This is a genomic window from Lachnospiraceae bacterium JLR.KK002 (genome assembly GCA_036941025.1).
GTDB lineage: Bacteria > Bacillota > Clostridia > Lachnospirales > Lachnospiraceae > Petralouisia.
Window position 1 is genome coordinate 1,762,380 of record JAYMNP010000001.1, and the last position, 25,530, is coordinate 1,787,909.

Annotated in this window: 28 protein-coding genes and 1 tRNA gene; 5 read left to right on the forward strand and 24 right to left on the reverse strand. The window is 47.1% G+C overall.

From position 1 onward, the window contains the following. Positions 1-11 precede the first annotated feature (11 nt). The 13 genes from VSQ32_08490 to aroD form a co-directional block, all read right to left on the reverse strand. Positions 12-899, reverse strand: a complete 888-nt coding sequence (locus VSQ32_08490) for a farnesyl diphosphate synthase (protein MEH2942898.1) — start codon at positions 897-899, stop codon at positions 12-14. Between the two features lie 93 nt (positions 900-992). Next, complete coding sequence (xseB, locus tag VSQ32_08495) at positions 993-1,241, reverse strand: exodeoxyribonuclease VII small subunit (GenBank protein MEH2942899.1); 249 nt, start codon at positions 1,239-1,241, stop codon at positions 993-995. After that, entirely contained in the window at positions 1,238-2,446 is a 1,209-nt protein-coding gene (gene xseA, locus VSQ32_08500; GenBank protein ID MEH2942900.1) for an exodeoxyribonuclease VII large subunit, read from the reverse strand. The genes xseB and xseA overlap by 4 nt, the downstream gene beginning before the upstream one ends. Then, complete coding sequence (gene nusB / locus VSQ32_08505) at positions 2,443-2,838, reverse strand: transcription antitermination factor NusB (protein MEH2942901.1); 396 nt, start codon at positions 2,836-2,838, stop codon at positions 2,443-2,445. Before nusB ends, xseA begins: the two co-directional genes overlap by 4 nt. A gap of 157 nt (positions 2,839-2,995) precedes the next feature. Continuing rightward, positions 2,996-3,376 (reverse strand): Asp23/Gls24 family envelope stress response protein, encoded by a 381-nt coding sequence (locus VSQ32_08510; protein ID MEH2942902.1) that lies wholly within the window; start codon positions 3,374-3,376, stop codon positions 2,996-2,998. 76 nt (positions 3,377-3,452) lie between these two features. After that, the gene (metA, locus tag VSQ32_08515; protein MEH2942903.1) at positions 3,453-4,388 is read right to left on the reverse strand and encodes a homoserine O-succinyltransferase; all 936 of its coding nucleotides are present in this window, start codon (positions 4,386-4,388) and stop codon (positions 3,453-3,455) included. Positions 4,389-4,434: 46 nt separating this feature from the next. After that, positions 4,435-6,438 carry an NAD-dependent DNA ligase LigA gene (ligA, locus tag VSQ32_08520; protein ID MEH2942904.1) on the reverse strand — a complete coding sequence of 668 codons (2,004 nt, stop codon included), beginning with the start codon at positions 6,436-6,438 and terminating at the stop codon, positions 4,435-4,437. 77 nt (positions 6,439-6,515) lie between these two features. Then, the gene (locus VSQ32_08525; protein MEH2942905.1) at positions 6,516-7,244 is read right to left on the reverse strand and encodes a pseudouridine synthase; all 729 of its coding nucleotides are present in this window, start codon (positions 7,242-7,244) and stop codon (positions 6,516-6,518) included. Positions 7,245-7,261: 17 nt separating this feature from the next. Next, entirely contained in the window at positions 7,262-7,693 is a 432-nt protein-coding gene (locus VSQ32_08530) for a hypothetical protein (protein ID MEH2942906.1), read from the reverse strand. Positions 7,694-8,031: 338 nt separating this feature from the next. After that, positions 8,032-9,195: an SH3 domain-containing protein gene (locus VSQ32_08535; GenBank protein MEH2942907.1), complete on the reverse strand. Its 1,164-nt coding sequence runs from the start codon at positions 9,193-9,195 to the stop codon at positions 8,032-8,034. Positions 9,196-9,274: 79 nt separating this feature from the next. Next, a tRNA-Arg gene (locus tag VSQ32_08540) sits at positions 9,275-9,346 on the reverse strand. 45 nt (positions 9,347-9,391) lie between these two features. Further along, entirely contained in the window at positions 9,392-9,922 is a 531-nt protein-coding gene (locus VSQ32_08545; GenBank protein ID MEH2942908.1) for a shikimate kinase, read from the reverse strand. A gap of 4 nt (positions 9,923-9,926) precedes the next feature. Next, positions 9,927-10,700 (reverse strand): type I 3-dehydroquinate dehydratase, encoded by a 774-nt coding sequence (aroD, locus tag VSQ32_08550; GenBank protein ID MEH2942909.1) that lies wholly within the window; start codon positions 10,698-10,700, stop codon positions 9,927-9,929. Between the two features lie 206 nt (positions 10,701-10,906). Between aroD and aroE the strand changes: the two genes are divergently transcribed. Continuing rightward, positions 10,907-11,788, forward strand: a complete 882-nt coding sequence (gene aroE / locus VSQ32_08555) for a shikimate dehydrogenase (protein MEH2942910.1) — start codon at positions 10,907-10,909, stop codon at positions 11,786-11,788. A 61-nt stretch (positions 11,789-11,849) separates the two neighbouring features. Beyond that, a complete protein-coding gene (locus tag VSQ32_08560; GenBank protein ID MEH2942911.1) occupies positions 11,850-12,902 on the forward strand; it encodes a 3-deoxy-7-phosphoheptulonate synthase in 1,053 nt (350 codons plus the stop codon). Positions 12,903-12,957: 55 nt separating this feature from the next. Here VSQ32_08560 and xerD read toward each other — a convergent pair whose 3' ends face one another. The 7 genes from xerD to trxA all read right to left on the reverse strand — a co-directional run bounded on the left by xerD (position 12,958) and on the right by trxA (position 19,525). Continuing rightward, positions 12,958-13,839 (reverse strand): site-specific tyrosine recombinase XerD, encoded by an 882-nt coding sequence (gene xerD, locus VSQ32_08565; GenBank protein ID MEH2942912.1) that lies wholly within the window; start codon positions 13,837-13,839, stop codon positions 12,958-12,960. 168 nt (positions 13,840-14,007) lie between these two features. After that, positions 14,008-14,640: a stage II sporulation protein M gene (locus VSQ32_08570; protein MEH2942913.1), complete on the reverse strand. Its 633-nt coding sequence runs from the start codon at positions 14,638-14,640 to the stop codon at positions 14,008-14,010. A gap of 118 nt (positions 14,641-14,758) precedes the next feature. Next, on the reverse strand, positions 14,759-15,304 hold the full coding sequence (locus VSQ32_08575) for an NUDIX hydrolase (protein ID MEH2942914.1): 546 nt from the start codon (positions 15,302-15,304) through the stop codon (positions 14,759-14,761). 254 nt (positions 15,305-15,558) lie between these two features. Beyond that, positions 15,559-17,106, reverse strand: coding sequence for a ribonuclease Y (gene rny, locus VSQ32_08580; GenBank protein ID MEH2942915.1), 1,548 nt, complete (start codon positions 17,104-17,106; stop codon positions 15,559-15,561). 143 nt (positions 17,107-17,249) lie between these two features. Then, complete coding sequence (locus tag VSQ32_08585; protein MEH2942916.1) at positions 17,250-17,855, reverse strand: regulatory protein RecX; 606 nt, start codon at positions 17,853-17,855, stop codon at positions 17,250-17,252. Further along, the gene (recA, locus tag VSQ32_08590) at positions 17,833-18,999 is read right to left on the reverse strand and encodes a recombinase RecA (protein MEH2942917.1); all 1,167 of its coding nucleotides are present in this window, start codon (positions 18,997-18,999) and stop codon (positions 17,833-17,835) included. Before recA ends, VSQ32_08585 begins: the two co-directional genes overlap by 23 nt. A 217-nt stretch (positions 19,000-19,216) precedes the next feature. Continuing rightward, entirely contained in the window at positions 19,217-19,525 is a 309-nt protein-coding gene (gene trxA / locus VSQ32_08595; protein MEH2942918.1) for a thioredoxin, read from the reverse strand. Between the two features lie 283 nt (positions 19,526-19,808). Here trxA and VSQ32_08600 point away from each other — a divergent pair, with 283 nt between their 5' ends. From VSQ32_08600 to VSQ32_08610, 3 genes are all read left to right on the forward strand, one after another. Continuing rightward, positions 19,809-20,882: an ATP-binding protein gene (locus VSQ32_08600; protein MEH2942919.1), complete on the forward strand. Its 1,074-nt coding sequence runs from the start codon at positions 19,809-19,811 to the stop codon at positions 20,880-20,882. Next, complete coding sequence (locus VSQ32_08605; GenBank protein ID MEH2942920.1) at positions 20,882-21,592, forward strand: response regulator transcription factor; 711 nt, start codon at positions 20,882-20,884, stop codon at positions 21,590-21,592. The genes VSQ32_08600 and VSQ32_08605 overlap by 1 nt, the downstream gene beginning before the upstream one ends. 239 nt (positions 21,593-21,831) lie before the next feature. After that, entirely contained in the window at positions 21,832-22,914 is a 1,083-nt protein-coding gene (locus tag VSQ32_08610) for a polysaccharide deacetylase family protein (protein ID MEH2942921.1), read from the forward strand. A gap of 61 nt (positions 22,915-22,975) precedes the next feature. Here VSQ32_08610 and VSQ32_08615 read toward each other — a convergent pair whose 3' ends face one another. Genes VSQ32_08615 through VSQ32_08630 form a run of 4 tightly spaced genes read right to left on the reverse strand, consistent with a single transcriptional unit; the run spans position 22,976 to position 25,464 of the window. Then, on the reverse strand, positions 22,976-23,683 hold the full coding sequence (locus tag VSQ32_08615) for an ABC transporter permease (GenBank protein MEH2942922.1): 708 nt from the start codon (positions 23,681-23,683) through the stop codon (positions 22,976-22,978). Beyond that, a complete protein-coding gene (locus VSQ32_08620) occupies positions 23,676-24,545 on the reverse strand; it encodes an ABC transporter ATP-binding protein (GenBank protein MEH2942923.1) in 870 nt (289 codons plus the stop codon). Before VSQ32_08620 ends, VSQ32_08615 begins: the two co-directional genes overlap by 8 nt. Then, complete coding sequence (locus VSQ32_08625; protein MEH2942924.1) at positions 24,535-25,023, reverse strand: hypothetical protein; 489 nt, start codon at positions 25,021-25,023, stop codon at positions 24,535-24,537. Before VSQ32_08625 ends, VSQ32_08620 begins: the two co-directional genes overlap by 11 nt. Next, a complete protein-coding gene (locus tag VSQ32_08630; GenBank protein ID MEH2942925.1) occupies positions 25,024-25,464 on the reverse strand; it encodes a LytTR family DNA-binding domain-containing protein in 441 nt (146 codons plus the stop codon). Between the last annotated feature and the right edge of the window lie 66 nt (positions 25,465-25,530).

A 25,530-nucleotide genomic window follows, 5' to 3' on the forward strand; every position in this document is an offset into this window, starting at 1 on the left:
CGTTCATCAGGCTATTTTTCCCGTTGTATCAGTTCCAGCATCAGATTTGTCAGAAATTCATTTTTCACTACCAGCGTATTGATTAATTCCACACTGTGTCTGGAAAGCCTTTCTACTTCCGCTTTCCCTTTCTCAATCCCCCAAAGGGTCACATAAGTAGTCTTATGATTCTTTTCATCGCTGCCCGTGGGCTTGCCCAGAACCTCCGTGCTGCCGGTCACATCCAGAATATCGTCCTGTATCTGAAAAGCCATACCCAGTTCTCCGGCCGCCTGCTCCACCTGCCGCTGTTCGCTTCCGGTGGCTCCGGCCAGTATGGCGCCGATGAGCATGGCGCTTTCCAGCAGCGCCCCGGTTTTCAGGCGGTAAATAAACTGCAGTGTTTCTTCTGTCACAGGCTTTCCTTCCATCTCCACATCCACACACTGTCCGCCCAGCATTCCGTAAATCCCGGATTTCCCGGCAAGGACCTGGAAGGCCTTTCCGATACGGGCATTTCCCGGTTCTGTCTCAAAGGCTTTCGCCGCAGTTTCAAAAGCGTAATTCAGCAGTCCGTCGCCGGCCAGAATTCCCATGGCTTCCCCAAACTGTGCATGGGTGGTTTTTTTCCCCCGCCGGTATTCATCGTTATCCATGGCGGGCAGATCATCATGTACCAGAGAATAGGTATGTATCATCTCTATTGCCGCCATAAAAGGCTCTACTACTTTGGACCTGCCGCCGAACATGCGGTAAGTTTCCTGCATCAGCATGGGCCGCAGACGTTTTCCGCCTGCCAGCAGGCTGTAATTCATGGCTGATATCACCGTTTTCTGCAGGCCTTCTTCTTCCGGAAGATACGCTCTGATTACAGCTTCAATCTGTTCTGTCCGGACTGCAATTTCTGCTTTTATATCCATATCTGTCCTGTCCTTTCTGAAAATCCTTCCGCCGCCACAACCTTCCTGCCCTGAAACAGGCTTCATGGCCGCCTGTGCTTTCTTTCACAGTTCTTATGTACTGCCTGTTTCCTGCTCCGGCCCGTCAAAAGGCCTCAGTTCACCCTGTTCATCCAGGACAAGCATTTTCTTTTCCACATAATCTATTTTCTCATTGCAGTAACGGAGTTTGTGAATCCCCTGTTCGTACAGGGTGAAGGATTCCTCCAGCGTCACTTCCCGGTCCTGCATTTTTTCTATAATCTGTTCCAGTTCCTGAAAGGTTTCCTCCAGGGACGGTTCTTTTTTCTCTGTCCGGCTCATATGCCCTCCCGTTCAATTTCTGTTACTTCCGCGGTCACGTTTCCGTTCAGCATGTGAATGTACAGGGTGTCTCCCCTGTCCAATCGTTCCACATCTGAAATACCCCGGCCTGCTTCATCCGCCACAAAAGAATATCCCTGGCTTAATTTCCGGATTGGAGACAGTGCTTCCAGTCGTTCTGCGGAAAGTTCCATCTCATGCTTTTTCTGCATCAGAACATGTTCCATCCTCATGCGGAGCCTGTCTTCCAGATCAGCGGCAGTCTGCCGCTTTTCATTCAGGCGTCTCTGAGGGCTCAGCAGACGGATTCTGCTCTCGTACTGCCTCAGTCGCTCTTCTGATCGTTCCAGCCTGTCCGTAATGCCCCGGTTCAGAGCCAGCCGCAGAGACAGCAGCAGCCCTTCCAGCTCCCGGATATCATAAACCGCCAGTTCCGCAGCCGCAGAAGGAGTGGGCGCCCGCAAATCCGCCACATAATCAGCGATGGTGGTATCCGTCTCATGGCCCACTGCCGAAATAACAGGAACGGAACATTCAAATATGGCCCTTGCCACGATTTCTTCATTAAAGGCCCACAAATCTTCCATGGAACCGCCGCCCCGTCCTGCAATAATCACATCCACACCCAACTGTTCCAGTGCATGAATGCCGTTGACAATACTGGCCGCTGCTCCCTCTCCCTGTACCAGCGCCGGATAAAGAATGGTCTGTACACAGGGATTTCTCCGGCTGCTGATATTCTGAATATCCCGGATGGCCGCTCCGGTGGGGGCTGTCACAATACCCAGCGTCCGGATATACTTTGGAATGGGCTGTTTGTATTCCGGGGCAAACATGCCCATCTCTTCCAGCTCCTGTTTGAGCTGTTCAAAACGCCGGTACAGCAGTCCTTCTCCGTCCGGCAGAATTTCCCGTGCATAAAGCTGGTATTTTCCGTCCCGCTCGTAAACAGAAACGGAACCCAGAGCAATCACATTGTCCCCGTTTCTCATGGTAAATGAAAGGCCCTTCCGGTTTCCGGCAAACAGCACACCGTTAATAGCTCCCGTATGATCCTTCAGGGTAAAATAAATATGCCCTGAAGTGTGATACTTACAGTTGGAAACTTCTCCCTTCACATAAATCCGGTTCATCATAAAATCCTGGTCGAACATATTTTTGATGTAGGCGTTCACCTGGCCTACGGTATATACATGCTTCGTCATACCAGTTTTGCAAGAATCCCGTTGACAAAGGAGGCCGAATCATCGGTGCCGTAGCTTTTGGCCAGTTCCACGGCTTCATTGATTGCCACCCCCACAGGGACATCTTCCTCATATTTCATTTCATATACCGCAAGGCGGATTAAGGTCAGATCCACTTTTCCCATCCGGCTGGTCTTCCAGCCCTGGGCCACCTGATTAATCATCTCGTCAATCCCGGATAAACGAGCCAGAATCTGTTCAAATTTATCCTGAATGTAAAGGGTATCTTTTTCTTCTTTTCTGTCCGGTTCTTCCAAAAACAACTGCAGCTGCTCCGGCAGTTCTTCCGCTTCATAAAATTCCGCCCGGAACAACAGTTTGAATATCTGCTCTCTTATCTCTCTTCGGCTCATATGCTTCCTTTCCCAATACCTGCCGGCTTCCATCCTGCCGGATGACAGACCGGCGGCCATATCAGGGCTGTACCCACGAAAAGGGTGTCTGATGACACCCTTATGATATTATATGTCTTCCTTCACTTTTCATACAGGAATGGTTCCTGCCGCACGGTTACTGCTTCTGTTTTTCCATATTGACACTGGCAATGCGCACATTGACATGGCTCACTTCCAGACCTGTCATGTTCTCAACGGCAGATTTCACCCGCTCCTGCACCTTGGTGGAAACCTCCGGAATGGCATATCCGAACCGGATATTCAGTGCAACGTCCACTTTCACCACATTTTCTTTCACTTCCACCTTGATTCCTTTGGAGAGGTTCTTCATTCCCAGCTTGCTTACCAGCTCGTTGGTAATATTTCCGGCCATGGAACTTACGCCTTCCACCTCAGTAGCCGCCAGTCCTGCAATAATTGCAACTACCTCATCTGCAATACGCACCTCGCCCAGATTATCGTCTTTTATCATATATGCCTTTCTGTCTTCAGCCATTGTTCACGCCTCCTAAACTTATTCATTTTTTTATTATAGCAGAGTTTCCGGGTTTTGCAAAGATATTCTGACTCTTTTATTCTTTCTTAATACTTTCAGGCACTGAAGTATACTCGTAAGGAGTTGCCTGATAGACATAATAATTCAGCCAGTTGGTATACAGGGTATTGGCGTGGGCCCGCCACTGCAGGTTGGGCCGGACGGTACAGTCGTCCCCCTGATAGTAATTCCTCGGAACCTGGATATCCAGCCCCTTCTCTTTATCCCGTATGTATTCCGTATGGAGAGTAATCCTGTCGTACTCCGGATGGCCCATCACAAATACTTTTTTTCCGGTGGTGTCCATAATCAGGAAAACCCCCGCTTCTTCTGATTCCGCCAGAATGGTCAGCTCCGGCTCTTTTTCAATATCTTCTCTGCGTACCTGGGTATGCCTGGAATGAGGCGCCAGAAAATAATCGTCAAAGCCCCTGACCAGAGGGATTTTCCGATTCCGTACCCGATGTTCAAAAAGACCGAACATTTTCTGTTTCAGCATTTCTTTCTGAATGCCATAATGATAATAAAGGCCGGCCTGGGCTCCCCAGCACAGGTGCATGGTGGAGGTTACATTTGTCTCGGTCCAGGCACAGATTTCCTTAAATTCTTCCCAGTAGTCCACATCCTCATACTCTATCTGTTCCACCGGCGCTCCCGTAATAATAAATCCGTCGAATTTCCGCTCCCGGATTTCCTCAAAGGTGTGATAGAATTTATTCAGATGGCTGCTGGAAGTATTGCGTGATTCATGGCTTCCCGCCATCACAAAGGTTACGTCCACCTGCAGGGGAGTATTGGAAAGTTCCCGCAGAATCTGCAGTTCTGTCTCTTCTTTTAAAGGCATTAAATTCAGTATTCCCACTTCGATGGGACGGATATCCTGGTGAATGGCCCTGTTTTCATCCATGGTAAATACATTTTCCCGCTCCAGCGTTTCCTTCGCCGGCAGGTCACTTTGCACTTTGATTGGCATAATTTTCCCTTCTTTCTCTATGATTCCCGTTTTTGTATATTCTGAATTATTCCGGCAGCATGGCAAGAAATTCTTCTTCTGATATGACTTTTATGCCCAGCTCCCGGGCTTTTGCCAGCTTGCTCCCTGCCTTTTCCCCGGCCAGCACCATATTGGTCTTTTTGGACACGGAGCCGGACACTTTTCCGCCCTGCTGCTCAATCAGCGCCGCAGCTTCCTTCCGCTCCAGCCCCGGCAGGGTACCGGTTATCACAAAGGTCATACCCTGAAACCGGCTGCCCCCGGTCTGCCCGCCGGATTCCATATTCACCCCATATTGCTCCATCCGCGCTATGATTCTGCGGTTTGTCTCATCTCCAAAAAAATCCAGAATGCAGTTGGCGCTCACTTCCCCGATATCATTCACCTGCTGCAATGATTCTTTGTCTGCCTGGCTGAGTTCCTGAACAGACTTAAATTCCTTTAAAATGGATTTTGCCGCAGCCTTTCCCACATTTGGAATGCCGAATCCGGTCAGAAGCTGATATGCCTCATTTTCTTTGGATTTTTCAATAGCATTCAGCAGCTTGTCGGTATTTTTCTCTTTTCCGATTATGCCCTGTTCAATCAGTTCTTCCCGGTGTTCCTTCAAAGTATAAATATCCGCCACATCCTTCAGGTAGCCCAGGCGCACCAGTTCTTCCACATATACCGTTCCGAATCCCTTAATGTCCATGGCGTCTCTGCCCACAAAATTGATTATGCGCCGCTCAAGCTGGGCCGGGCAGTTCGGAGAGGTACATCTGATATCTGCCGTATCCTTTTCCCGCCGGGTTTTGGCACCGCAGACGGGACAGACTTCCGGCAGACGATAGGGCGCCGCTCCCTCCGGCCGCTTTTCTTTCAGCACTTTCCGGACTTTCGGTATAATTTCCCCGGATTTATATACCAGAATCCGGTCTCCAATCCGGATATCCAGCTCATCAATAAAATCCTGATTGTGGAGGGTGGCGCGGGATACTGTGGTTCCGCACAGCCGCACCGGCTCAAAAATCCCGGTAGGCGTAATTCTTCCGGTTCGCCCCACAGACAGTTCTACATCCAGAAGTGTGGTTTCTTTTTCCTCCGGCGGATATTTGTAGGCAACGGCCCAGCGGGGAACTTTGGAGGTGGCTCCCAGCTTCTCCCGGTCTGCCAGAGAATTTAATTTCACTACGGCTCCGTCAATGTCATAGCCCAGATTTCCCCGGTTCGCCCCGATGGCGCAGATAGCTTCCCAGACTTCTTCTTTCGTCCGGCAGACACGGTAATCGTCTATCACCGGAATTTTATTCTGTTTCAGATATTCGTAGCCCTGGGTGTGAGTTTTAATCTCCATGCCCCGGATTTGCTGAATATTGAACACAAACATGGACAGGCCCCGTTCTCTGGTTATTTTGCTGTCCAGCTGTCGCAGCGTACCTGCCGCGCAGTTTCTGGGATTGGCAAAGAGTTTCTTCCCGTTCAGTTCCTGCATTTCATTGACTTTCTCAAATGCCTCATTTCTCATATATACTTCGCCCCGGATTTCCAGATATTCCACGGGAACTTTTAACTTTTTCTTCACATCGGAAATAACGCCGGCATTTACCGTTACATCTTCTCCGAAATTGATGCCGTCTCCTCTGGTCACTGCCAGCTTCAATTCCCCTTCTTCATAGCGGAGAGCCATGGAAAGTCCGTCAATTTTATATTCCACCACAAATTCCGGTTCTTCCAGCTGTTCCTGCATTTCCTCTACAAATGCTTCCACTTCTTCTCTGGAAAATACATCCTGCAGGCTCAGCATGGGGACATTATGCCTTACCAGCACCCCGGCCTCCCGTTTTGCAGCGCCTCCTACTTTCTGAGTAGGAGAATCTTCTGTAACCAGATTCGGAAATTCCTGCTCCATCCCTTTCAGTTCCCGCATCATGCTGTCGTATTCGTAATCGGTGATTTCCGGACTGTCCAGATTATAATAGCGGTTGCTGTGATATTCCAGATTTGTTCGGAGCTCCTGTATTCTTGCTTCTGCCTGCGTTCTGTCCATCTTTCTCTGTCCTTTCCCTTTTTCTGAAAACACTGCCACCATAATCTCCTGCCAGACAGGCAGCGGCGCCTGACCTGCTACAGAATCTTTGACTGCCCGGAGAAAGCCAGTTCCTGCAATGCTTTCCATTCTTCCCCGGTTACGGCCCGGTATGCCCCTTCCTTTAAATCTCCGAGCATAATATTCATAATCCGCACCCGCTTCAAATCCACCACCCGGTACTGGAAATGTTCGCACATCCTCCGTATCTGCCTGTTCAGCCCCTGGGTCAGAATAATCCGGAATGTCCGTTTTCCCAGCTTTTCCACATGACAGGGCCTGGTAACTGTTTCCAGCTCTTTCAGGTAAACACCCTGAGACATGTTCCGTATAAAGTCTTCTGTCACTTCCCGGTTCACCCTCACAATATATTCTTTTTCATGGAAATTCCTGCCTCGCATCACTGCGTCGGCCAGTTCTCCCTGATTTGTCATCAAAATCAGACCATGGGAATTCTTATCCAGTCTGCCGATGGGATAAATCCTTGCGGGGTAACCCACATAATCCACAATATTGTCTTTCTCCCGTTTTTCCGAAGTGCAGACAATCCCCCTGGGCTTATTTACTGCCAGAAGCACCGGCTTCTCTTCCCCGGTTACTTTCTTCCTTCCGAACATAACCACATCGCCCGGACAGACTTTATCTCCCATTACGGCTGTTCTGCCGTTGATAGTAATATTCCCTTTCTCAATCTGGCGGTCCGCCTCTCTTCTGGAACAGATTCCCGCCTCGCTGAGATATTTATTAATTCTGACTGATTCTGACATTGCTTATCCCCACACCTTTATAAAAATCTTTTTAACCGCTCTATATTTTCTTCTTCAAAATCCATCAGTTCTTCCGCCAGTTCATTGGCAAAACTTCCGGTATTTTTATTGTTATGCTTCACTTTCAGCAAATCTGTAATTCCCCTTGTATTCCCCTGTATCATCATGTCCGCCACATGAGGGGTGCTGATATTCAGCATGGTATTGGCCTGTATGGCGCCCCACAGCATGGCTTTTTCCAGTCCGGACTCCCTGGGCGTCAGCCCGTGCTCCCATAATCCGGCCTCCGCTTTTCTTTCAAAATCCTGAAACCGGCTTCTCTGTGACGTCAGTTCATAAGCAAACTCCTGATTGTAAATTTTTCCCATCAGTACATCAATGGCGTTTACGGCCATGGCCGCATTCTTTCTGGTTTCTTTCAAAACATTTATCTCCTGATAATTACGCATGGTTTCCTCCTGATCTGCTGTAACAGCTCCGTATGTTCTGTTACGCTGTTTTTCCTATTAGATTGAAACATTTTGCTTATTTTATACAGGCTTTTGTTTTGATATGATAAAAAGAATGCGCACAGCGTATTCTCCGCGCGTGAGCGGATTGCCTGGCAATAAACTTCCTTTCCGCGAACTGCGCATCTTAATTTTCTTCTACAGAAAGGCACTTTCACGCTTTAGCGTGACAAGTTCTTTCCTGTAGAAGAAAAAAGAGAATTACCCTTTCAGGCAATTCTCTCTGTTTTCTATATAGTTGGTGACTGAAAATCGCCGACCTCACCGGACATGAACATTTAATTATTCAACAGCAAATCAGTCCGGATATATCCTGTCTTTTCCTTCCATTCCACCTTGGTCCAGCCCTCTGCATAACTCAGAATTACTTTGATACTGTCGCCAGGAGCTGTAGTTCCGACCAGTTCTGCAGATTCATTCATGGACACACGGATATTATAACTGTTGTTGGCAGTAAGAACGGTTCCTTCCGGCACATAATTAATCTCAGGCGTACTGTCTTCCTGCGGAGCCTCCGGCTCCTGAGATTCTTCCGGCGCAGCTTCCGGAGTCTCTTCCGGCTGACTGTCAGCAGGCGGATTCTCCTGATTTTCCCCTTCTTCCGGCGTTGCTTCTTCCGGCTGCTCATTATTTTCTCCGGAGGCAACTTCTGTCTGATTTTCATTCGGATTATAGGAATCTTTCCATCCTACAATTGCCTCTTTCACAGTGTTCTCCATTGTTTTCAGATTCTCATCTGCCGCTACGGCAGCTTCATACTTGCTCTGGAACTCTGCACGGAGTTTCTGTACATCTTCCCCGCCTTCAAATTCACTGATTAACGCGTTAATTTCCGCTTCTGTCTCCTGCTCCTTCATCTGACGGTTAAAAGAACAGTAACGGTTGTCGATATAAAGTTTTCCGTCTTCCCCGGTTCTTACATAGAAGAAATCCATACCGGGAAGTCCGCCCTCCGCATTATGAAAATTCATATTAAAAGTAGCAGATACCATGTGAGAACCTTCGTCCAGACCATCCTTGCTGTAACAGGTGATCTCACTGTAGCTTTCCACATATTCATTCATCATTTTAATATAGCTTTTTTCCATATCGGAAAGATTCTGTGTCACAGTCTGAAGCTGTTCAATATCTCCTGCCGCATAGGCATTATAATAAGTGGACACCAGCTCCTTCACTTCCGGCTGCACGTCCATCGTATACTCGTCCGTTTTTTCTTCCTGTTCCTCCGGAGTCTTCTGTACCTCCTCCTGCTGTACTTTCGGAGGCTCCTTTTTCTCCTCTTTCCCTTTCCCGTTGAGCATTGTGACTCCTACTACCACGCCCAGCGCAATTACCACTGCTCCCACGGAAATCATCTTACCATTTTTTTTCAGAAAATCACTTTTATTTTCAACTCCGTTTTCGGACTGTTCATTGTTATTTTTATTCAAAGAATCGCTCATATCTGCTCCTTTATTTCTTATCTATATGATTCGGCTGCATTCTGTCTGAATCACAAAATGCAGCGACTAAAAGTTTCAGTGCACCCAGAGGGAATCGAACCCCCAGCCCCAGAACCGGAATCTGGTATTTTATCCGTTAAACTATGGGTGCTTTTCAGTTGTTTTTCGGAACTCTGATATTGTAACATACTTTTTCTTAAAAATCAAAAGAAATTTTTCCATTTTTCAAAATTTTATTAATTTCTCCGGAAATCTCTCTCGGAGTTCTGTTATCTGTGGTTATTATTACCTCTCCTGCCGCCTGATAATACGGCATTCTTTCTTCCAGCAGCTTCTCCACATATTCCAGACTCATGTTCCTGTTCAGCACCGGACGATCCGTTCCCCGGCGCACTCTGGAAAATATGGTATCAGGTCTGGCAGTCAGCAACACAACCACGCCGCTTTCCTTCATCAGCCGGACATTTTCCTCCCGCAGCACGATTCCTCCTCCGCAGGATACAATTTTTCCGCCCGTCGCTCCCAGCTCCCGCAGCAGCTCTGTTTCCAGATTCCGAAAATACCCTTCTCCCTCTGATTCAAATATTTCTCTTATAGATTTGTTCTGCTGTCCGGCAATCACTTCGTCCGTATCTACCATTTCAAATCCGGTCTCTTTTTCCAGTATACGGGAGACCGTGGTTTTGCCTGTGCCCATAAATCCGGTCATATATATATTGCGCTTCATTTCATCACTCCAGATTTTCTGTAATTTTATCAAGTATCACCGTCAGATCCTCCAGAGGAATCTGGCCCGGTGCAGAAGTTTTCCCCACTGTTCCAAAGGTAATGCAGGAACCGGTAATCTGGCCTCCAATCCTGGAAAGAAGTCCTTCCTTTCCCATGGCCATGGTTACCAGAGGATACGAGGGATACCTGTCTTTCACATGCATGGTTGCTTCCATTATATGCAATACATCCGTATTCTTCCGGGGCATCACTGCCAGCTTGGCCCCATCAGCTCCCAGCTCTTTCATATGATACAGTTCCCGTTCCATCTTATCTGTTTCCGGTGTATGGGAAAAATAATGCTGTGACGCCAGAACGCAGGCGCCATGTCTGTGCAGTTCCCGGATAACTTTCTCCGGGTCAGACAACTCTCCTGTCTCCACATCCAGTATATCTCCGAAACCGCTCTCTCCAATCTGATACAACAGCCGAATATAATCTTCTTCTGCAAGTTCCATCTGCCCGCCCTGATTTTTACTGCGGAAGGTACAAAGCAGAAGCATATCCCGGCAGACTTCCGAAAGTTCTCTCAGAATTCCTTCCGCTTCGCTCCAGTTCAGGACTGCCTTTTCACACCAGTCCAGACGCCACTCTGCCATATCCGCCCCTTTTTCTGCAATCCGGCTGGCAGACGCCAGAATCCCTTCTCTGCTCTGCTCCACAATGGGAACACAGACCAGAGGCCTTCCGGCTCCGGAAATCTGCTTTTTCTTTCTGTTTTCCTGCTGTTCTCTCATCGCCGATTCCTCTTTCTGATTACTTCGGAACTAAGTATACCCTACAAAAACAAAAGGTGCAAGTCATTGACATATTTTTTATTATCCATTAAGATACTTAAGTAACAGTTCAGACAGGACAGCTTATCTGAACTGTTACATACTTAATGTTACTGTTCGCAGGTACCCTGGGAATGGAACTATTTTATAAAATAACAGGTGATACTATGAATGGAAATTATGAAATAACAGGAACCACAAAACTGACCGCCCTGCTGGGCAGTCCGGTGGCCCACAGTATTTCTCCCCAGATGCACAATGAGGCTTTCCGTCAGCTTGGCCTTGATTATGTGTATCTTGCCTTTGACGTAAAGCCGGAAGACTTAAAAACCACCGTGGAAGGACTGAATACGGCAGGAATCTGCGGATTTAATCTGACTATGCCTTTAAAAGTACATATTCTGCCTCTGTTAGACGAACTGACTCCGGCGGCTCGCCTGGCCGGCGCAGTCAACACGGTAATCGTAAAAAATCACCGCCTGACAGGCCACACCACAGACGGGGCAGGCTATATGCGTTCCCTTTCTGAAAAAGGCCACCACATCATCGGGAAAAAAATGACTCTTTTGGGCGCAGGAGGCGCTGCCGCTGCCATCTGCGTTCAGGCAGCGCTGGACGGCGTGTCCGCCATTGACATGTTCAAACGGAAAAACAGTTCCTGGGACAAAGCGGCGGCATTCTGTTCCAGAACCGCAGAGGAAACAGGCTGCCATATCCGGCTTATGGATATGGATAACTCTTCTCTGCTGGCAGAAAGCATTTCCGAAAGCGCCATCCTCACCAATGCCACCAGTGTGGGCATGTCTCCGGACTGCTCTGTCAGTCCCATTCCGGATGCTTCCATGCTGCACGGTAATTTAATCGTATCCGATATTATTTACAACCCCAAAGAAACATTACTTCTGAAACAGGCCAGAACACAGGGCTGCCCCTGCCTGAACGGGCTGTATATGCTGCTGTACCAGGGTGCGGAAGCCTTCCGATGCTGGACCGGACAGGAAATGCCGGTGGAATTAATTAAGGAAAAATACTTTTCTGACAGGCAATAGCACCAGACACAGATGACTGCAAAACTTAACAGTTTTGCAATTATCCGGATAACATCAGACAATGAGAAAGGAGACGACACCCATGAGTTTTTCATTTTTAAAAAAACTTCCGGCTCCGGAAGAAATCAAACAGGAATATGCCTTATCCAAACAGGCGGTTCAGACAAAACAAGGCCGTGACCGGATGATTCGTGACATTATTACCGGAGCATCCAATAAATTTCTGGTAATCATCGGCCCATGTTCCGCTGACAATGAAGATTCTGTCTGCGACTATATCAGCCGCCTGTGCAAAGTACAGGAAAAGGTAGCGGACCGCCTCGTTATCGTTCCCCGGATTTACACCAACAAACCCCGTACCACAGGAGAAGGCTATAAAGGTATCGCCCACCAGCCGGATCCGGAAAAAAGGCCGGATATGCTTGCCGGCCTGATTGCCATGCGCAAAATGCATATCCGGGCTCTGGAAGAAAGCGGCCTTTCCTCCGCAGATGAAATGCTCTATCCTGAAAACTGGCCTTATGTGGAAGATCTGCTGTCCTATGTGGCCATCGGCGCCCGCTCTGTAGAAGACCAGCACCATCGTCTCACCGTCAGCGGCTTCGACGTGCCTGCCGGAATGAAAAATCCCACCAGCGGCGATTTCTCCGTAATGCTCAATTCCGTATATGCAGGCCAGCATCCCCATCATTTTGTATTCCGGGGCTATGAAGTGAGCACCACTGGAAATCCCCTTACTCATGTGGTTCTGCGGGGAGCTGTCAACAAACGCGGCGTCTGCATTCCCAATTACCACTATGAAGATCTGGAACGCCTGATTCAGATGTATGATAAAATGGAACTTCAGCATCCCGCCGCCATCATTGACTCCAATCATTCCAACTCCAACAAGCAGTACGAGCAGCAGATTCGGATTGTAAAGGAAATCATGCACAACCGTAAGATTTCTCCTGAAATCAAAAAAATTGTCAAAGGCGTCATGATTGAAAGCTATCTGGAACCTGGCTGCCAGAAAGTGGGGGAACATGTCTATGGAAAGTCCATCACAGACCCCTGCCTGGGATGGGCAGAATCGGAAGATTTGATTTATCAGATTGCAGAAATGAACGTATAATACACAAAAGGGGGCTGTTTTACAACAGCCCTCTTTCCTTTTATTTTATTTTTAATCATCCTCTGGGATGTGTCCTGGCATATACCTCCCGGACACGATTCTGTGTCATCCGCGCATACATCTGCGTGGTTGAAATATCCGAATGTCCCAGCATTTCTTTTACCGAATGCAAATCCGCACCGTTGCTGACCAGGTGAACCGCAAAGGAATGGCGCAATGTATGAGGCGTTAATTCTCCGGTAATTCCTGCTTTTCTCCCGTAAGATTTCACCAGTTTCCAGAATCCCTGACGGCTCATGGCCTGACCGGAACAATTAGTAAACAGATACGGGCTGCCTGTATCTGTCATGGCCGGACGCCCTTCCTGCAAATATCGTTCCAGCGCCTGTTTTGCAACCGTTCCAAAGGGGACAATCCGTTCTCTGCTTCCATCCCGGCAGGTGATATATTCCATCTGCAGATTTACATCCGATACTTTCAGTGAAATCAGTTCCGATACCCGAATCCCGGTGGCATACAGCAATTCCAGCATGGCGCTGTCCCGGAGTTCTTTGGGGCTCCTTCCCTTTGCTTCCTCTAACAGCCGTACCGTTTCTTCTCTTGTCAGTACAGCCGGCACTTTTTTCTCCACTCTGGGAGCCTTTAACTCTTCAGCAATATCTTCTGCCAGATATCCCTCTTTCTGCAGATAATGAAAAAACGCTTTCAGGGCCGCAACGCTTCTGGAAATGGTAGAGGGCTTCCTTCCCTGTCTCTCCTGAAACAGAATATAGGAATTCAGTCCCGTAGCAGTAATCTGATTTACCTGTTCAATGCCCTGCTCCTGAAAAAACTGATTCATCTTTCTCAAATCACGCTCATAGGAAACCACCGTGTTATCAGAAGTTTTCCGAATCTCTCTCATATACTGAACAAATTTTTGAATCTCACATATCATACCTGTCTACCTCGTCTTATGGCTTCTTATGGGCGCTTGCTCTCCTATTATAATCATATTCGGGAGGAAAATCAATTGCCATTTTTTCTCCTTTTTTGCCCTTTTCAGAGGCAGTACAAGATGTCGTTTTCCACTTTTTGACTGTTTCAATATGTAGTAAAAATCTGTTCAGAAAATTTTTAAAATCTGCCTGAGAATCATGGGATTCACATAACTTTCCAGAAAAATCCCGGTGAGAAATACTGCCAGCAAAGCTCCCATGGCCAGCAGTCCCATCCCGTACATCAGCTTACGCTCCGGAAAACCGCCCTCGTTCCCCCGGCAAAAGCGCTGTCGAATAAATACTGCCAGGCAGAAACAGAACACATAAACCGGAATGTAAAAGAGATACTGAGGGAAAAGTCCTCCCAGAACCAGCAGGATTCCTTTCACGCCATATTTTGCAATTCCAATAGAAAGCATAAAACCAATGGAAAATCCCTGCCATCCCAGCACAAGTATTCCTCCTGGTATTCCCAATGCCGTAAACAGCAGAACAAAGAGCAAAAACAACAGCGGAAGACGTTCCCCCACAATATAGAAAAAAAGATTCTCCCCGTTCACCTGAGTATACTGAAACTTTTCAATAAAATAGTCATTCAGCACTCCTGCATTGGAAATCATATCATGCCCCATGAGATTTGCCGCAAAAATCCCCGCCACAAAAGATACCAGCAGCGCTATTTTCATAACTTTTATCCACAGAGATTCATGCTCTGAAATTCCTTTCTGCTGCCAGGACATACGCCACAGTTTTTTCATAAACTTTCCAATCTTTTTCCTGTCTTACGCTTATTTTATGCAAGTCCCCGGAAAAAAAGTATCAACAATGACCAGTTTACAGAACGGCTTTCAGTAAAAATCCCGCAGAAACCAAAGCTTACTTATTGTACTTATTTTTATAAGCCATAATTCCGGCCACTGTCTTGCCATCCTGTATCACGCCCTGATAAATCAGCCCGCACAGTTCTTCCAGAGAATGGGGTTCCAGATCTATAAACTCTCCTTCGTCCAGATGCTGTCTGGAAGGTACCAGGTTTTCCGCCACATAGATATCTACCAGTTCGTTGCAGAATGCCACAGTAGTCCGCAGGGACAGCAGGAATTCCAGATTATCACAGCGATAACCCGTTTCCTCCTCCAGTTCTCTGGATGCGCATTCTATTGTCGGCTCTGTTCTGGAATCTCTGGCTCCCGCAGGAATCTCCAGCGTGAAACGCTCCAGTGCATTCCGATACTGGCGGACCATCAGAATTCTGCCGTCAGGCAGTACCGGCACTATTGCAGCGGCTCCGTTTCTGTGTTCCACATAATCCCACTTTTCCACTTTGCCGTCGGGCAGTTCCATATAATCAGAATATATATCCAGAATAGCTCCCTTATGTTCCAGTACTCTTTCTTTTCTTTTTATTAACGGCTGTTTCATAAATTATCTCTCCTTTCAGAACTTTCTGCATACTTTGCCGCGCACAAGCGGATTGCCCAGCATTAGCTGACATATTTCCTTTGGACACCCGTGTGCATAAAAAGACCGCCAACAACATGTTGACGGTCTGTATATGCAAGCTACCGGACAAAAAGGCTCCTTTCTCCGCAGCCGGAGACGGTATGGCCTTCCCGCTTATACTAAAATAAAGCAGGCCGTTGCAGGTTTGTCCATCTCTTAAAACTGTGTAGCTTCTATTTCGCGTAATCAGTTACACGGGATTCACGAATTACATTGACTTTAATCTGGCCCGGATATTCCAGTTCATTTTCAATCTGTCTTGAAATATCGCGCGCTAACAAAATCATATCCGCATCATTAATCTGATCAGGAACTACCATAATCCGAATCTCTCTGCCTGCCTGAATAGCAAAAGACTTATCAACACCTTTAAAACCATTAGCAATATCTTCTAACTGTTTCAATCTGTTTGAATATGTTTCCAATGTTTCTCTTCTTGCGCCCGGCCTTGCCGCTGAAATTGCATCGGCTGCCTGTACCAGACACGCAATCAAAGATTCTGCTTCCACGTCTCCGTGGTGAGCTTCCACTGCATTAATCACGATTGGACTTTCCTTGTATTTTCTACATAAATCCACACCAATCTGAATATGTGAACCTTCCATTTCATGGTCAACAGATTTACCGATATCATGGAGTAAGCCGGCTCTTTTGGCCACTCTCACATCCACACCGATTTCTGCTGCCAGTAAACCGGACAACTGAGCTACTTCAATGGAATGCTTCAGTGCATTCTGTCCATAACTTGTACGGAACTTCATCTTTCCGAGAAGTCTTACAAGTTCCGGATGGATTCCGTGCACTCCAACTTCCAGCGTTGCTGCTTCCCCTTCCTCCCGAATCATGGTCTCCACTTCTTTCTGAGCTTTCTCAACCATTTCTTCGATTCTCGCAGGATGAATACGTCCATCCACAATCAGTTTTTCCAAAGCAATACGGGCTACTTCCCGCCGAACCGGGTCAAACCCGGACAGGATGACTGCCTCCGGCGTATCGTCAATAATTAAATCTACGCCTGTCATCGTCTCCAGCGTACGAATATTCCTTCCTTCCCGGCCGATGATTCTTCCTTTCATCTCATCGTTGGGAAGCTGAACTACAGAAATCGTAGTTTCCGCCACATGGTCCGCAGCACATTTCTGAATGGCTGTTACCACATATTCCTTCGCCTTCTTACCTGCTTCTTCTTTTGCTTTGATTTCCATTTCCTTGATTAATTTTGCAGTATCAAGCTTCACATCATCTTCAATCATTTTTAAAAGATAATCTTTCGCCTGTTCAGAGGTTAATCCAGAGATTCTCTCCAGTTCCTGTACGCGTTCTTCGTGTAGCCTTGCAACTTCTGCTTTTTGTCTGTTAATTTCTTCTTCTTTTGCTGCAAACCCCGATTCCTTTTTCTCGATGGCTTCTAATTTCTTATCCAGATTTTCTTCCTTCTGGATAATCCGCCGCTCGTTGCGCTGAATCTCGTTCCTTCGCTCTTTGATTTCCTTATCAAGGTCGTTCTTCGTCCGAATAGACTCTTCCTTGATTTCCAGCAAAGATTCACGCTTTCTGGTCTCTGCAGTTTTTACAGCTTCATCTATTATTTCTCTTGCCTTTTCTTCCGCGCTTCCGATTTTGGACTCAATTACACGTTTGCGGTAGGAAACCGTTGAAAAGTAAGTAACAGGTACTGCAAAAATTAACGTGACTACTACAGCGATTAAAATTTGTGGCACAGGAGCACCTCCTTATTAAATTTTCATTGTACATATAGTAAACTATCATCCGTTTCTAATATGTCATATACAATAAATTACAGGAATCCTCTGCAATCTATGAACATGAATTACAACATATTGATTTTATACTTTTTTCGGCTTTATGTCAAGTAGTCTAATACATGCAAAATGTCATCCGAATGAAAACCTTTCCGCATCAGAAACTGATACATCTTCTGTTTTTCTTTCAAATCTGCCTGTTCACCGGAATAGTGCTTCTTTTCCACCCACTTTAAAATCAGTTCCCGCTCTGTTTCCTGTCCGTATTCCTCGTCCAGCGCCTGTTCCGCCAGTTCCTTCCCAATCCCCCTTTCCGCCAGCTCTGCCCGGATTTTTCTGCGGCTTTTTCTGTCCTTCTGATTCCTCACATAATTCCGGGCATACCGGGTATCGTCCAGGTAGTGAAACCCTTTTACATATTCAATCGCGTGGTCAATCAGATCCTCCCCGTAAAACCCCTGACGGAGCTTCATTCTGAGCTGGGCCTCCGTACGGTCCGTCTTTTCCAGAAGATGAAGGGTCCTCCTTCTGACCCTTTTCACCAGAATCTCCTGATATATCTCCTCATACTGTTCCTTGGAAAGTTCCGCATCTTCTCTGATTCCGTACTTTCTCCCTTCCCCTTTATACAGCACAAAATCCGTTCCATCTTCCAGAAAGATTCGAATCCGCTTATTATCCAGTTCAGTTACCTGCGCTATCTGCATTCTGGCTGTCCTTTCCGGTATCCGGCTTCTCTTCCTTCACCGCCCTTCCGGTATCCGGCTTTTCTTCCTTCGCCGTCTTTCCTGCCTTTCCGGCCTTCTTCTCGTCCGCCTTTTCCGCTTTTTCTTCCGGTTCTTCTTCCCCGGCCAGTACCTGTTCTCTCACTTTTATCTCAACTTCCCGGCAGACCTCCTCATGTTCCCGCAGATACTGCTTGGCATTTTCCCGGCCCTGCCCGATTTTCGCTCCATTGTAGGCAAACCATGCGCCGGACTTGTTGATAATGCCGCAGTCTACGGCGATATCCAGAATATCTCCTTCTTTTGATATGCCCTGACCGAACATAATGTCAAACTCCGCCTCTTTAAAGGGAGGCGCAACTTTATTCTTCACCACTTTGATTCTGGTGCGGTTGCCGATAAATTCTCCGGCCTGTTTCAAAGCCTCCACCCTTCTCACATCCAGCCGGATGGAGGAATAGAACTTCAGCGCCCGTCCTCCTGTGGTGGTCTCAGGGCTTCCAAACATGACGCCCACCTTTTCACGAAGCTGATTGATAAAAATGACAATACAGTTGGACTTGCTGATAACGGCTGTGAGCTTACGGAGGGCCTGGGACATCAGCCGGGCCTGCAGACCCACATGGGAATCTCCCATATCTCCGTCAATCTCCGCCTTCGGTACCAGAGCCGCCACAGAATCCACAATCACAATATCCACTGCTCCGGAACGCACCATAGTCTCCGTAATCTCCAGAGCCTGCTCTCCATTGTCCGGCTGAGAAATATACAGATTATCAATATCCACCCCTATATTCCCTGCATACACCGGATCCAGCGCATGTTCCGCATCAATAAATCCTGCGATACCGCCCTGCTTCTGTACTTCCGCCACCATATGTAAGGCCACTGTCGTCTTACCGCTGGATTCCGGCCCGTACACTTCAATAATTCTTCCTCGCGGTACGCCGCCCACACCCAATGCCAGATCCAGGCTGAGACAGCCGGTGGGAACAGATTCCACATTCATATTGGCCACGGATTCGCCCAGCTTCATAATGGAGCCCTTCCCGTAATCCTTCTCAATCTTCGCTATCGCGGCATCCAGCGCTTTTAATTTATCCTCTTTTTTATCTTCTTTCGCCATTTTCATTCTCCTTCTCTGCGAACTTATGTTCGTTTGAATCCATATTAGTATAGTTTGGGGAAGTTGTCAACTGTTTTCCGGAAATTTTATGCTTTCATTACTGATTTGAAACAACAGCCAGACAGGGCTGCGGCAGAATCGCGCCGCTTTTCCTGAAGAAAAAAGAACAGTTACTGTCTGTAACTGCTCTTTATTATAAGATTTATTTTCTGTTCCGTCAAGCCAGGATTTTTCTGATTTCCTCCAGAGAATGGAAGCCCACCGCTTTTTTCGCAATCTGTCCTTCCTGAAAAACAATCAGTGTGGGAATACTCATAACGCCGTATTTCTGCGCCAGTTCCCCCTGCTCGTCCACATTCAGCTTGCCCACTTTTATTCCGGGAAATTCTTCCGCTGCCTGTTCGATAACCGGGCCCTGCATCTGACAGGGACCGCACCAGGTTGCCCAGAAATCCACCAGTACCGGTACGTCGCTGTTCAATACTTCCTGTTCAAAATTATCTGTTGTAATTTCCAATACTGCCATCTTTTCTTCCTCCTGAATATTAATTTTATTCCCGCAGCCGGGTTTTGATTTGGTAACTGTTTACAGCTCCATGGAAAACAAAAGGTCAGATTCTCTCCCCGATTACCATCCGTGCTTCCTGCTGTTTGCCATTATGGTATATCTTACCACACTTTTTGTACTGACTGACATACTTTTTGCTAAAAAACTGTTAAAAAATTTTTTCCTCCTTGAATACTTTCCGGCTTCATGGTACAGTAAATGACAAACAATATATCAAATCCAGAATAATCGAGGTTACCAGATGAAGAAAAATTTCAAGAGACCACTGTTCCACGATTTTGCTGTTACCATCGGACTTCTGTTTTTTACCACCGGGCTGACGTTCCTTCTGTTTTATTTTGTCTCTGAGAATCCGGCAAATATTGCCCTGTTTTATATTGTTGGCATTATCTCTGTTGCACGGTACACAAACGGGTATTTTTATGGGATTTTTGCTTCTTTCCTCAGTATTATTTTAATCAATTGTTTCTTTTCCTATCCATATTTCCGGATAGATTTTACGCTTCAGGATTACCCTTTTACCTTTATGTGCATGTTGACTCTTGCTTCTATTACCAGTATTACCACAACCCACCTGAAACAACAGACAAAAATCCTTGCATTTCATGAAAAACAGCTTATGGAAGCTGAAAAGGAAAAAATGCGCGCCAATCTTCTCCGTGCAGTTTCCCATGATCTCCGCACTCCGCTGACCAGCATTCTGGGCTCCATTTCATCCATTGAGGCGGAAAGTGGCAACTCTGACCCTCAGGAATGGCAGGAACTCATCCGCAACATCCATGACGATGCCGTCTGGCTGCTGAACATGGTGGAAAATCTGCTGTCCGTTACAAGAATCCAGACCGGTACTTCCCGGCTGAATACATCTCCGGAAATTGTGGATGAGGTGGTGGCCGAGTCCGTAACCCGCATACAGAAAAGGTTTCCTGATGCTGAAATTGATGTGACAGTCCCCTCGGAAATCCTTATGGTTTCCATGGACGCCATGCTGATTGAACAGGTTTTACTCAATCTCCTTGAAAATGCCATCACCCATTCCGAAAGCAGTAAACCGGTCCGCCTGATTGTGGAAAATCATCCCCGGATTGTCTGTTTCCGCGTAATTGATTATGGGGTAGGCCTGCAGGAAAACCAGCTTGAGCACATCTTCGACGGCACCTATTCCGAAGGTTCTTCCGCAGACATACGAAAAGGCATGGGTATCGGACTGTCTATCTGCAAGACAATCGTTACTGCACATAAAGGCAGCATTTCTGCTGAAAATCACGCAGAAGGCGCTGAATTTCTTTTTACACTGCCAAAGGAGGAAATGTAATGCACAAATTTACCGTACTTCTCATTGAAGATGAAAAAAGTATCAGCGATTTTACATCCAGGACACTGACTTCTCATAATTATCGTGTTGTCTGTGCAACCACCGGAGAGGAAGCCCTCTCTCTTGCTTCTTCTCTCTGCCCCGACATTTATCTTCTGGATCTGGGACTTCCGGACATGGACGGCATGGAGATTATCCGCAATCTCCGCACCTGGTCCGGAGCTCCTGTTATTGTAGTTTCCGCCCGTACGCTGGAAGACGATAAAGTGCGGGCTCTGGACGCCGGCGCCGATGACTATCTTACCAAGCCTTTCGGAACTTCGGAGCTTCTGGCACGCATCCGTACTTCCCTGCGGCACAGCAACAAGGTAAACAGTGACAACGGACTCCCTCAGCATCCATATCAGGCAAAAGGCCTTAAAATTGATTTTTTCAAACGGACGATTACCATCCATGGGGAAGACATACACCTCACACCAATTGAATACAAAATAGTGGCGTTTCTGGCTCAGAATTCCGGCAAAGTTATGACTTATTCCGCAGTTATGAACAATGTATGGGGGCCTTATGCCGAGTCTGACAACAAGATTTTAAGGGTAAATATGGCCAATATTCGCCGCAAACTGGAGAAAAATCCGGCCCAGCCTGTTTATATTTTCACGGAAGTAGGCGTGGGTTACCGCATGGCCGACGATGAAGAACTTCCATAACTGACTAATTGCCAGATAAGATGCAGGTGTTTCAATCACTTATTAAGAAATTCTCAATTGTTTTTTTTCCTGCAATTGTATACAATAGAGTTGTTATCAGCGAGAGATACTTTCACACATTAGTGTAAGATAGTATTTCCTGTAAGAGAATAAAGCGGACTGGTTCGCTTTCATTCCGAAACCCTGCCCCGGCTCCGGGGCAAACGTTAATTTTATATGGAAAGGCAGAGAAACATTTTATGCAGAAAAGAAGAAAAAGACGCAGGAGAAGAAGAAATCAGGAACTCCGCATACTGGCCTGCATTGCGGCAGTGGCTGTAATACTTGCTGTTATCGTGGGTATTACCGGCGCTGTAAATTCCGCAAATAAGCGGGAACAGCAGAAGCTGGAAGAACAGGCCCGAAAAGAGCAGGAGGAAAAAGAAGCCGCTGAGCAAAAAGAAAAGGAAAAAGAAGCCGCCGAAAAGAAAGACAGTACTTCCGAATCTCCGGACAGCCAGGCCCCGGAGGAACCGGAAGATACGAAAATGCCTTTCACACTGGCAGATTTGGACAACCCGGAAGGATTTGACATCAGGCCCACAGAAAAAGGGATTGTACTGCAGAATCAGCAGCTTGACCTGAACGGACTGGATACCACCTGTCTGGACTGGGGCCAGGGCGGAGACAAAGACCAGTGGAACCGTCCTGCGGGCTGTATGCAGTATCAGGAAAAATACGGAAAGTGCAATGCACATTTTATTGTGGATGAACCGGAGAAAAAGGTCATTTACCTCACCATTGACGAAGGTTACGAATATGGCTGTTCCCCGCGGATTCTGGATACTTTAAAAGAAAAAAATGTACATGCCGTATTTTTTGTAACGAAATCATTCGCATCACAGAATCCTGATCTGGTTCAGCGCATGATTGACGAAGGGCATGAAGTGGGCAACCACAGCGTCACCCATCCGGCCGCAGGCCTGCCTTCCCAGACCATCGAGCAGCAGACGGAAGAAGTTACAGGCAATCACAGTTACATCAAAGAACAGTTTGACTACGACATGCACCTCTTCCGCTATCCGGCCGGCAAATTCAGCGAACAGTCTGCGGCACTTTTAAATAACCTGAATTACAAAAGTGTATTCTGGAGCTTTGCCTACCTGGACTATGATGTAAACAACCAGCCGGCCCCAGGAGAAAGTCTTCAGAAACTTATGGACTGCCTGCACCCCGGCGCTATTTATCTGCTGCACGCCGAGTCAGAAACAAACACACAGATACTGGGAGATTTCATTGACCAGGCCAGAGCCCAGGGCTATGAATTTAAAGTATTCCAGTAGACTCTGTCGCAAACAAAATGAGGTAACAGTTCAGCCCGCGAGAATCAAAAACCCCGTCAGCTTACTGCGGGGTTTTTGATTCCAGCCCGCAGCCACGGTATGCAAGGACAAACATCCCTGCAAACAGCATCAGGTTTGCCCCGATAATACATACTCCCTCCATTCCAGGCTGAAGAGAGCCAGCATGATTCAGCATTCTGCTGATTTGCTCCGAATAAGCAAATTTTGCTATTTTTTCAATGTCGGGATTGAACATGGACAGCATGGGCAGAAAGGAAAAAATCATCATGACCGGAACGGACAGAGATGCGGCCATCATCTGATTTTTACTCCGGACACCCACTGCGGCGCCCACCAGCAATGAGGCCAGAATCCCCACTGCCAGCACTGCCAGAAAGAAAAAACGCTCCGGCAGGCGAAAGGTTCCGGCAGCACAGATTACAGCTGCCCCTGCCATACAGGCAGACCAGATATGGCTTCCGGTTCCCAGCAGATATTCATATGGTTTTACATTGGACATAAGCAGTACGCGGAGGGTATTCTTTTCTTTTTCTTCCGCCAGTACTGCCGCCATGGACGTAAGAGGCGCCATACCCATATACATGGTGGCAAAGAGATTTACAAAGAAATTTTCCGGCATTCCTGCTATCACTATGGTGCGGCTCATAACCAGGGTAAGAATCGGGAACATGACAAACTGGATGAAAATCGTTTTATTTTTCAGAGTATCCTTCCATTGCTTTTTAAAAATTGCTGCTATATTATTCATATTCATTCAGCCCCTTTCCCGTCAGTTCGATAAAAACAGTCTCCAGCGTGGGTTCCGTAGAATGAATAGCCTGAATCATATTTTTTTCCAAATATTCCTTTACCGGAACGGCCGAATCTCTGCCATTGCTCAGCAAAACCTGTTCTCCGTTTCTTAAGGTAATCCGGAGCCGGTTTACGTGATTGTATTTTCTGCATACTTCCGCCGGACGGCCATATTCGATTATCCTGCCTTCACTCAGCAAAGCCACATGGTCGCAGAGGCTTTCCGCCTCAAACATATTGTGGGTGGTAAGAAAAATCGTCGTTCCCTTTTCCTTCTGTTCTTCCAGTATGGTATGGATTTCTTTTGCTGTGACAGGGTCCAGCCCGGAAGTTGGCTCATCCAGAAACAGCAGTTCCCTCCGGCTCAGCAGAGCTCTTGCCAGTGACAGCCTGCTTTTCATGCCTTTGGACAGTTTCAGGACTGCTCTGCGGCGCGCCTCATACAGGCCCGCCTCTTTCAGCAGTGAATCAACTCTGCTGCGGTGCACACGGTGGATATCCGCATAAAATGCCAGATTGTCGTAAACGGACAGCCGCTCATACAATCCCAGGTGCTCCATCATAATACCGATTTTCGCCTGTTCCTGAGGCCTTAATTTCTCCGTATCACGCCCGAAAAGTTCCGCATACCCTCCGGTCTGTCTGAGCTGTCCTGTCAGAATTTTAATCAGAGTGGTTTTGCCTGCTCCGGAAGGGCCCAGCAATCCAAAAATTTCCCCTTTTCGTATCTCAAAATTTACCTCCTGCAATATCCTGTTCTCACCAAAACTGTGGGAAAGGTTCCTGACAGTAACTGTGTGCGCCGATTCATTGCTCATTCTGCCTTCCCTCCTTCGACTTTAATCGCTTAAGGGCATCTTCCAGACGCCTGTTTTCTGTTTTTTCTTTTACTGACATCACCCCATAACTTCCCGAAACCGACAGGCCGAAGCACAGGAAAAACATGGCCCAGGGCTGCCACAGATTCGCAGGAAACCATTGAAAGGTTACTGCAAAAACAGCAATTGTCATAACAACCAGAGCCAGCATACAGACAGCCCGCAGCCAGACCTTCATGTTCCGAATAAAGACATCTGTAAAAAACACGAACCTGAAAACCGTAATCAGCACAGACACCGCTGCGAACTGAAACACGATTTCCGCCGGAATCCCTTTCCTGCCCAAAGCAAACATGGCTGAAACTTCTTTTGCAGATTCCCCGAACAGAAGGCAGAACACATTCAGAACTGCCATTGCAAATCCAAATACCGTCAGCGCCTGCGCCAGATAATCAAATATGGTTTTTCTTTCTTCCATTTATATCACCCCCAGCCGTTTCTTCAGTTCCTGCGCATACTGCCTGGAAGCAATAATCTGCTCCCCGTTCGACATGGTAACGCGGATTCTCCGGTTAATGTCAGCTTTCAGAGACTGGATTTGCCGCAGCTGAATCAGAAATGATTTGCTCACCCGGAAGAACCCGTATTCCTCCAGCCGCTGTTCCAGCTCATACAGGCGAATTTCTGTCTCATACACCTCGTCCGGCGTGCAGATAAAGCATTTTCTGTCCACACTTTCAATATAGATGACCTGTTCCATATCCAGCAGGTAAATCTCATTGTCTTTTTTTGCAGTAAGCTGATGATTTATCATCCGCAATGCAATCAAAATTTTTTCCACATCGGGCGTCAGATGTCTGCAGGTAACAGATACGGTTAAGTCTTCTGCCTTTTCATCCACCAGAATTTCTATCTTCAATATGCCACCGCCTTTCTGCCTTTTATTATACCCTTTATATCCCCCTTATCAATGGCCAGACACATA

Excerpts from the sequence above, each read along its gene's own strand:
- VSQ32_08490 (MEH2942898.1), bottom strand. The coding sequence starts at position 899 with ATGGATATAAAAGCAGAAATTGCAGTCCGGACAGAACAGATTGAAGCT.
- xseB (MEH2942899.1), bottom strand. The coding sequence starts at position 1,241 with ATGAGCCGGACAGAGAAAAAAGAACCGTCCCTGGAGGAAACCTTTCAG.
- xseA (MEH2942900.1), bottom strand. The coding sequence starts at position 2,446 with ATGACGAAGCATGTATATACCGTAGGCCAGGTGAACGCCTACATCAAA.
- nusB (MEH2942901.1), bottom strand. The coding sequence starts at position 2,838 with ATGAGCCGAAGAGAGATAAGAGAGCAGATATTCAAACTGTTGTTCCGG.
- VSQ32_08510 (MEH2942902.1), bottom strand. The coding sequence starts at position 3,376 with ATGGCTGAAGACAGAAAGGCATATATGATAAAAGACGATAATCTGGGC.
- metA (MEH2942903.1), bottom strand. The coding sequence starts at position 4,388 with ATGCCAATCAAAGTGCAAAGTGACCTGCCGGCGAAGGAAACGCTGGAG.
- ligA (MEH2942904.1), bottom strand. The coding sequence starts at position 6,438 with ATGGACAGAACGCAGGCAGAAGCAAGAATACAGGAGCTCCGAACAAAT.
- VSQ32_08525 (MEH2942905.1), bottom strand. The coding sequence starts at position 7,244 with ATGTCAGAATCAGTCAGAATTAATAAATATCTCAGCGAGGCGGGAATC.
- VSQ32_08530 (MEH2942906.1), bottom strand. The coding sequence starts at position 7,693 with ATGCGTAATTATCAGGAGATAAATGTTTTGAAAGAAACCAGAAAGAAT.
- VSQ32_08535 (MEH2942907.1), bottom strand. The coding sequence starts at position 9,195 with ATGAGCGATTCTTTGAATAAAAATAACAATGAACAGTCCGAAAACGGA.
- VSQ32_08545 (MEH2942908.1), bottom strand. The coding sequence starts at position 9,922 with ATGAAGCGCAATATATATATGACCGGATTTATGGGCACAGGCAAAACC.
- aroD (MEH2942909.1), bottom strand. The coding sequence starts at position 10,700 with ATGAGAGAACAGCAGGAAAACAGAAAGAAAAAGCAGATTTCCGGAGCC.
- aroE (MEH2942910.1), top strand. The coding sequence starts at position 10,907 with ATGAATGGAAATTATGAAATAACAGGAACCACAAAACTGACCGCCCTG.
- VSQ32_08560 (MEH2942911.1), top strand. The coding sequence starts at position 11,850 with ATGAGAAAGGAGACGACACCCATGAGTTTTTCATTTTTAAAAAAACTT.
- xerD (MEH2942912.1), bottom strand. The coding sequence starts at position 13,839 with ATGATATGTGAGATTCAAAAATTTGTTCAGTATATGAGAGAGATTCGG.
- VSQ32_08570 (MEH2942913.1), bottom strand. The coding sequence starts at position 14,640 with ATGAAAAAACTGTGGCGTATGTCCTGGCAGCAGAAAGGAATTTCAGAG.
- VSQ32_08575 (MEH2942914.1), bottom strand. The coding sequence starts at position 15,304 with ATGAAACAGCCGTTAATAAAAAGAAAAGAAAGAGTACTGGAACATAAG.
- VSQ32_08585 (MEH2942916.1), bottom strand. The coding sequence starts at position 17,855 with ATGCAGATAGCGCAGGTAACTGAACTGGATAATAAGCGGATTCGAATC.
- recA (MEH2942917.1), bottom strand. The coding sequence starts at position 18,999 with ATGGCGAAAGAAGATAAAAAAGAGGATAAATTAAAAGCGCTGGATGCC.
- trxA (MEH2942918.1), bottom strand. The coding sequence starts at position 19,525 with ATGGCAGTATTGGAAATTACAACAGATAATTTTGAACAGGAAGTATTG.
- VSQ32_08600 (MEH2942919.1), top strand. The coding sequence starts at position 19,809 with ATGAAGAAAAATTTCAAGAGACCACTGTTCCACGATTTTGCTGTTACC.
- VSQ32_08605 (MEH2942920.1), top strand. The coding sequence starts at position 20,882 with ATGCACAAATTTACCGTACTTCTCATTGAAGATGAAAAAAGTATCAGC.
- VSQ32_08610 (MEH2942921.1), top strand. The coding sequence starts at position 21,832 with ATGCAGAAAAGAAGAAAAAGACGCAGGAGAAGAAGAAATCAGGAACTC.
- VSQ32_08615 (MEH2942922.1), bottom strand. The coding sequence starts at position 23,683 with ATGAATAATATAGCAGCAATTTTTAAAAAGCAATGGAAGGATACTCTG.
- VSQ32_08620 (MEH2942923.1), bottom strand. The coding sequence starts at position 24,545 with ATGAGCAATGAATCGGCGCACACAGTTACTGTCAGGAACCTTTCCCAC.
- VSQ32_08625 (MEH2942924.1), bottom strand. The coding sequence starts at position 25,023 with ATGGAAGAAAGAAAAACCATATTTGATTATCTGGCGCAGGCGCTGACG.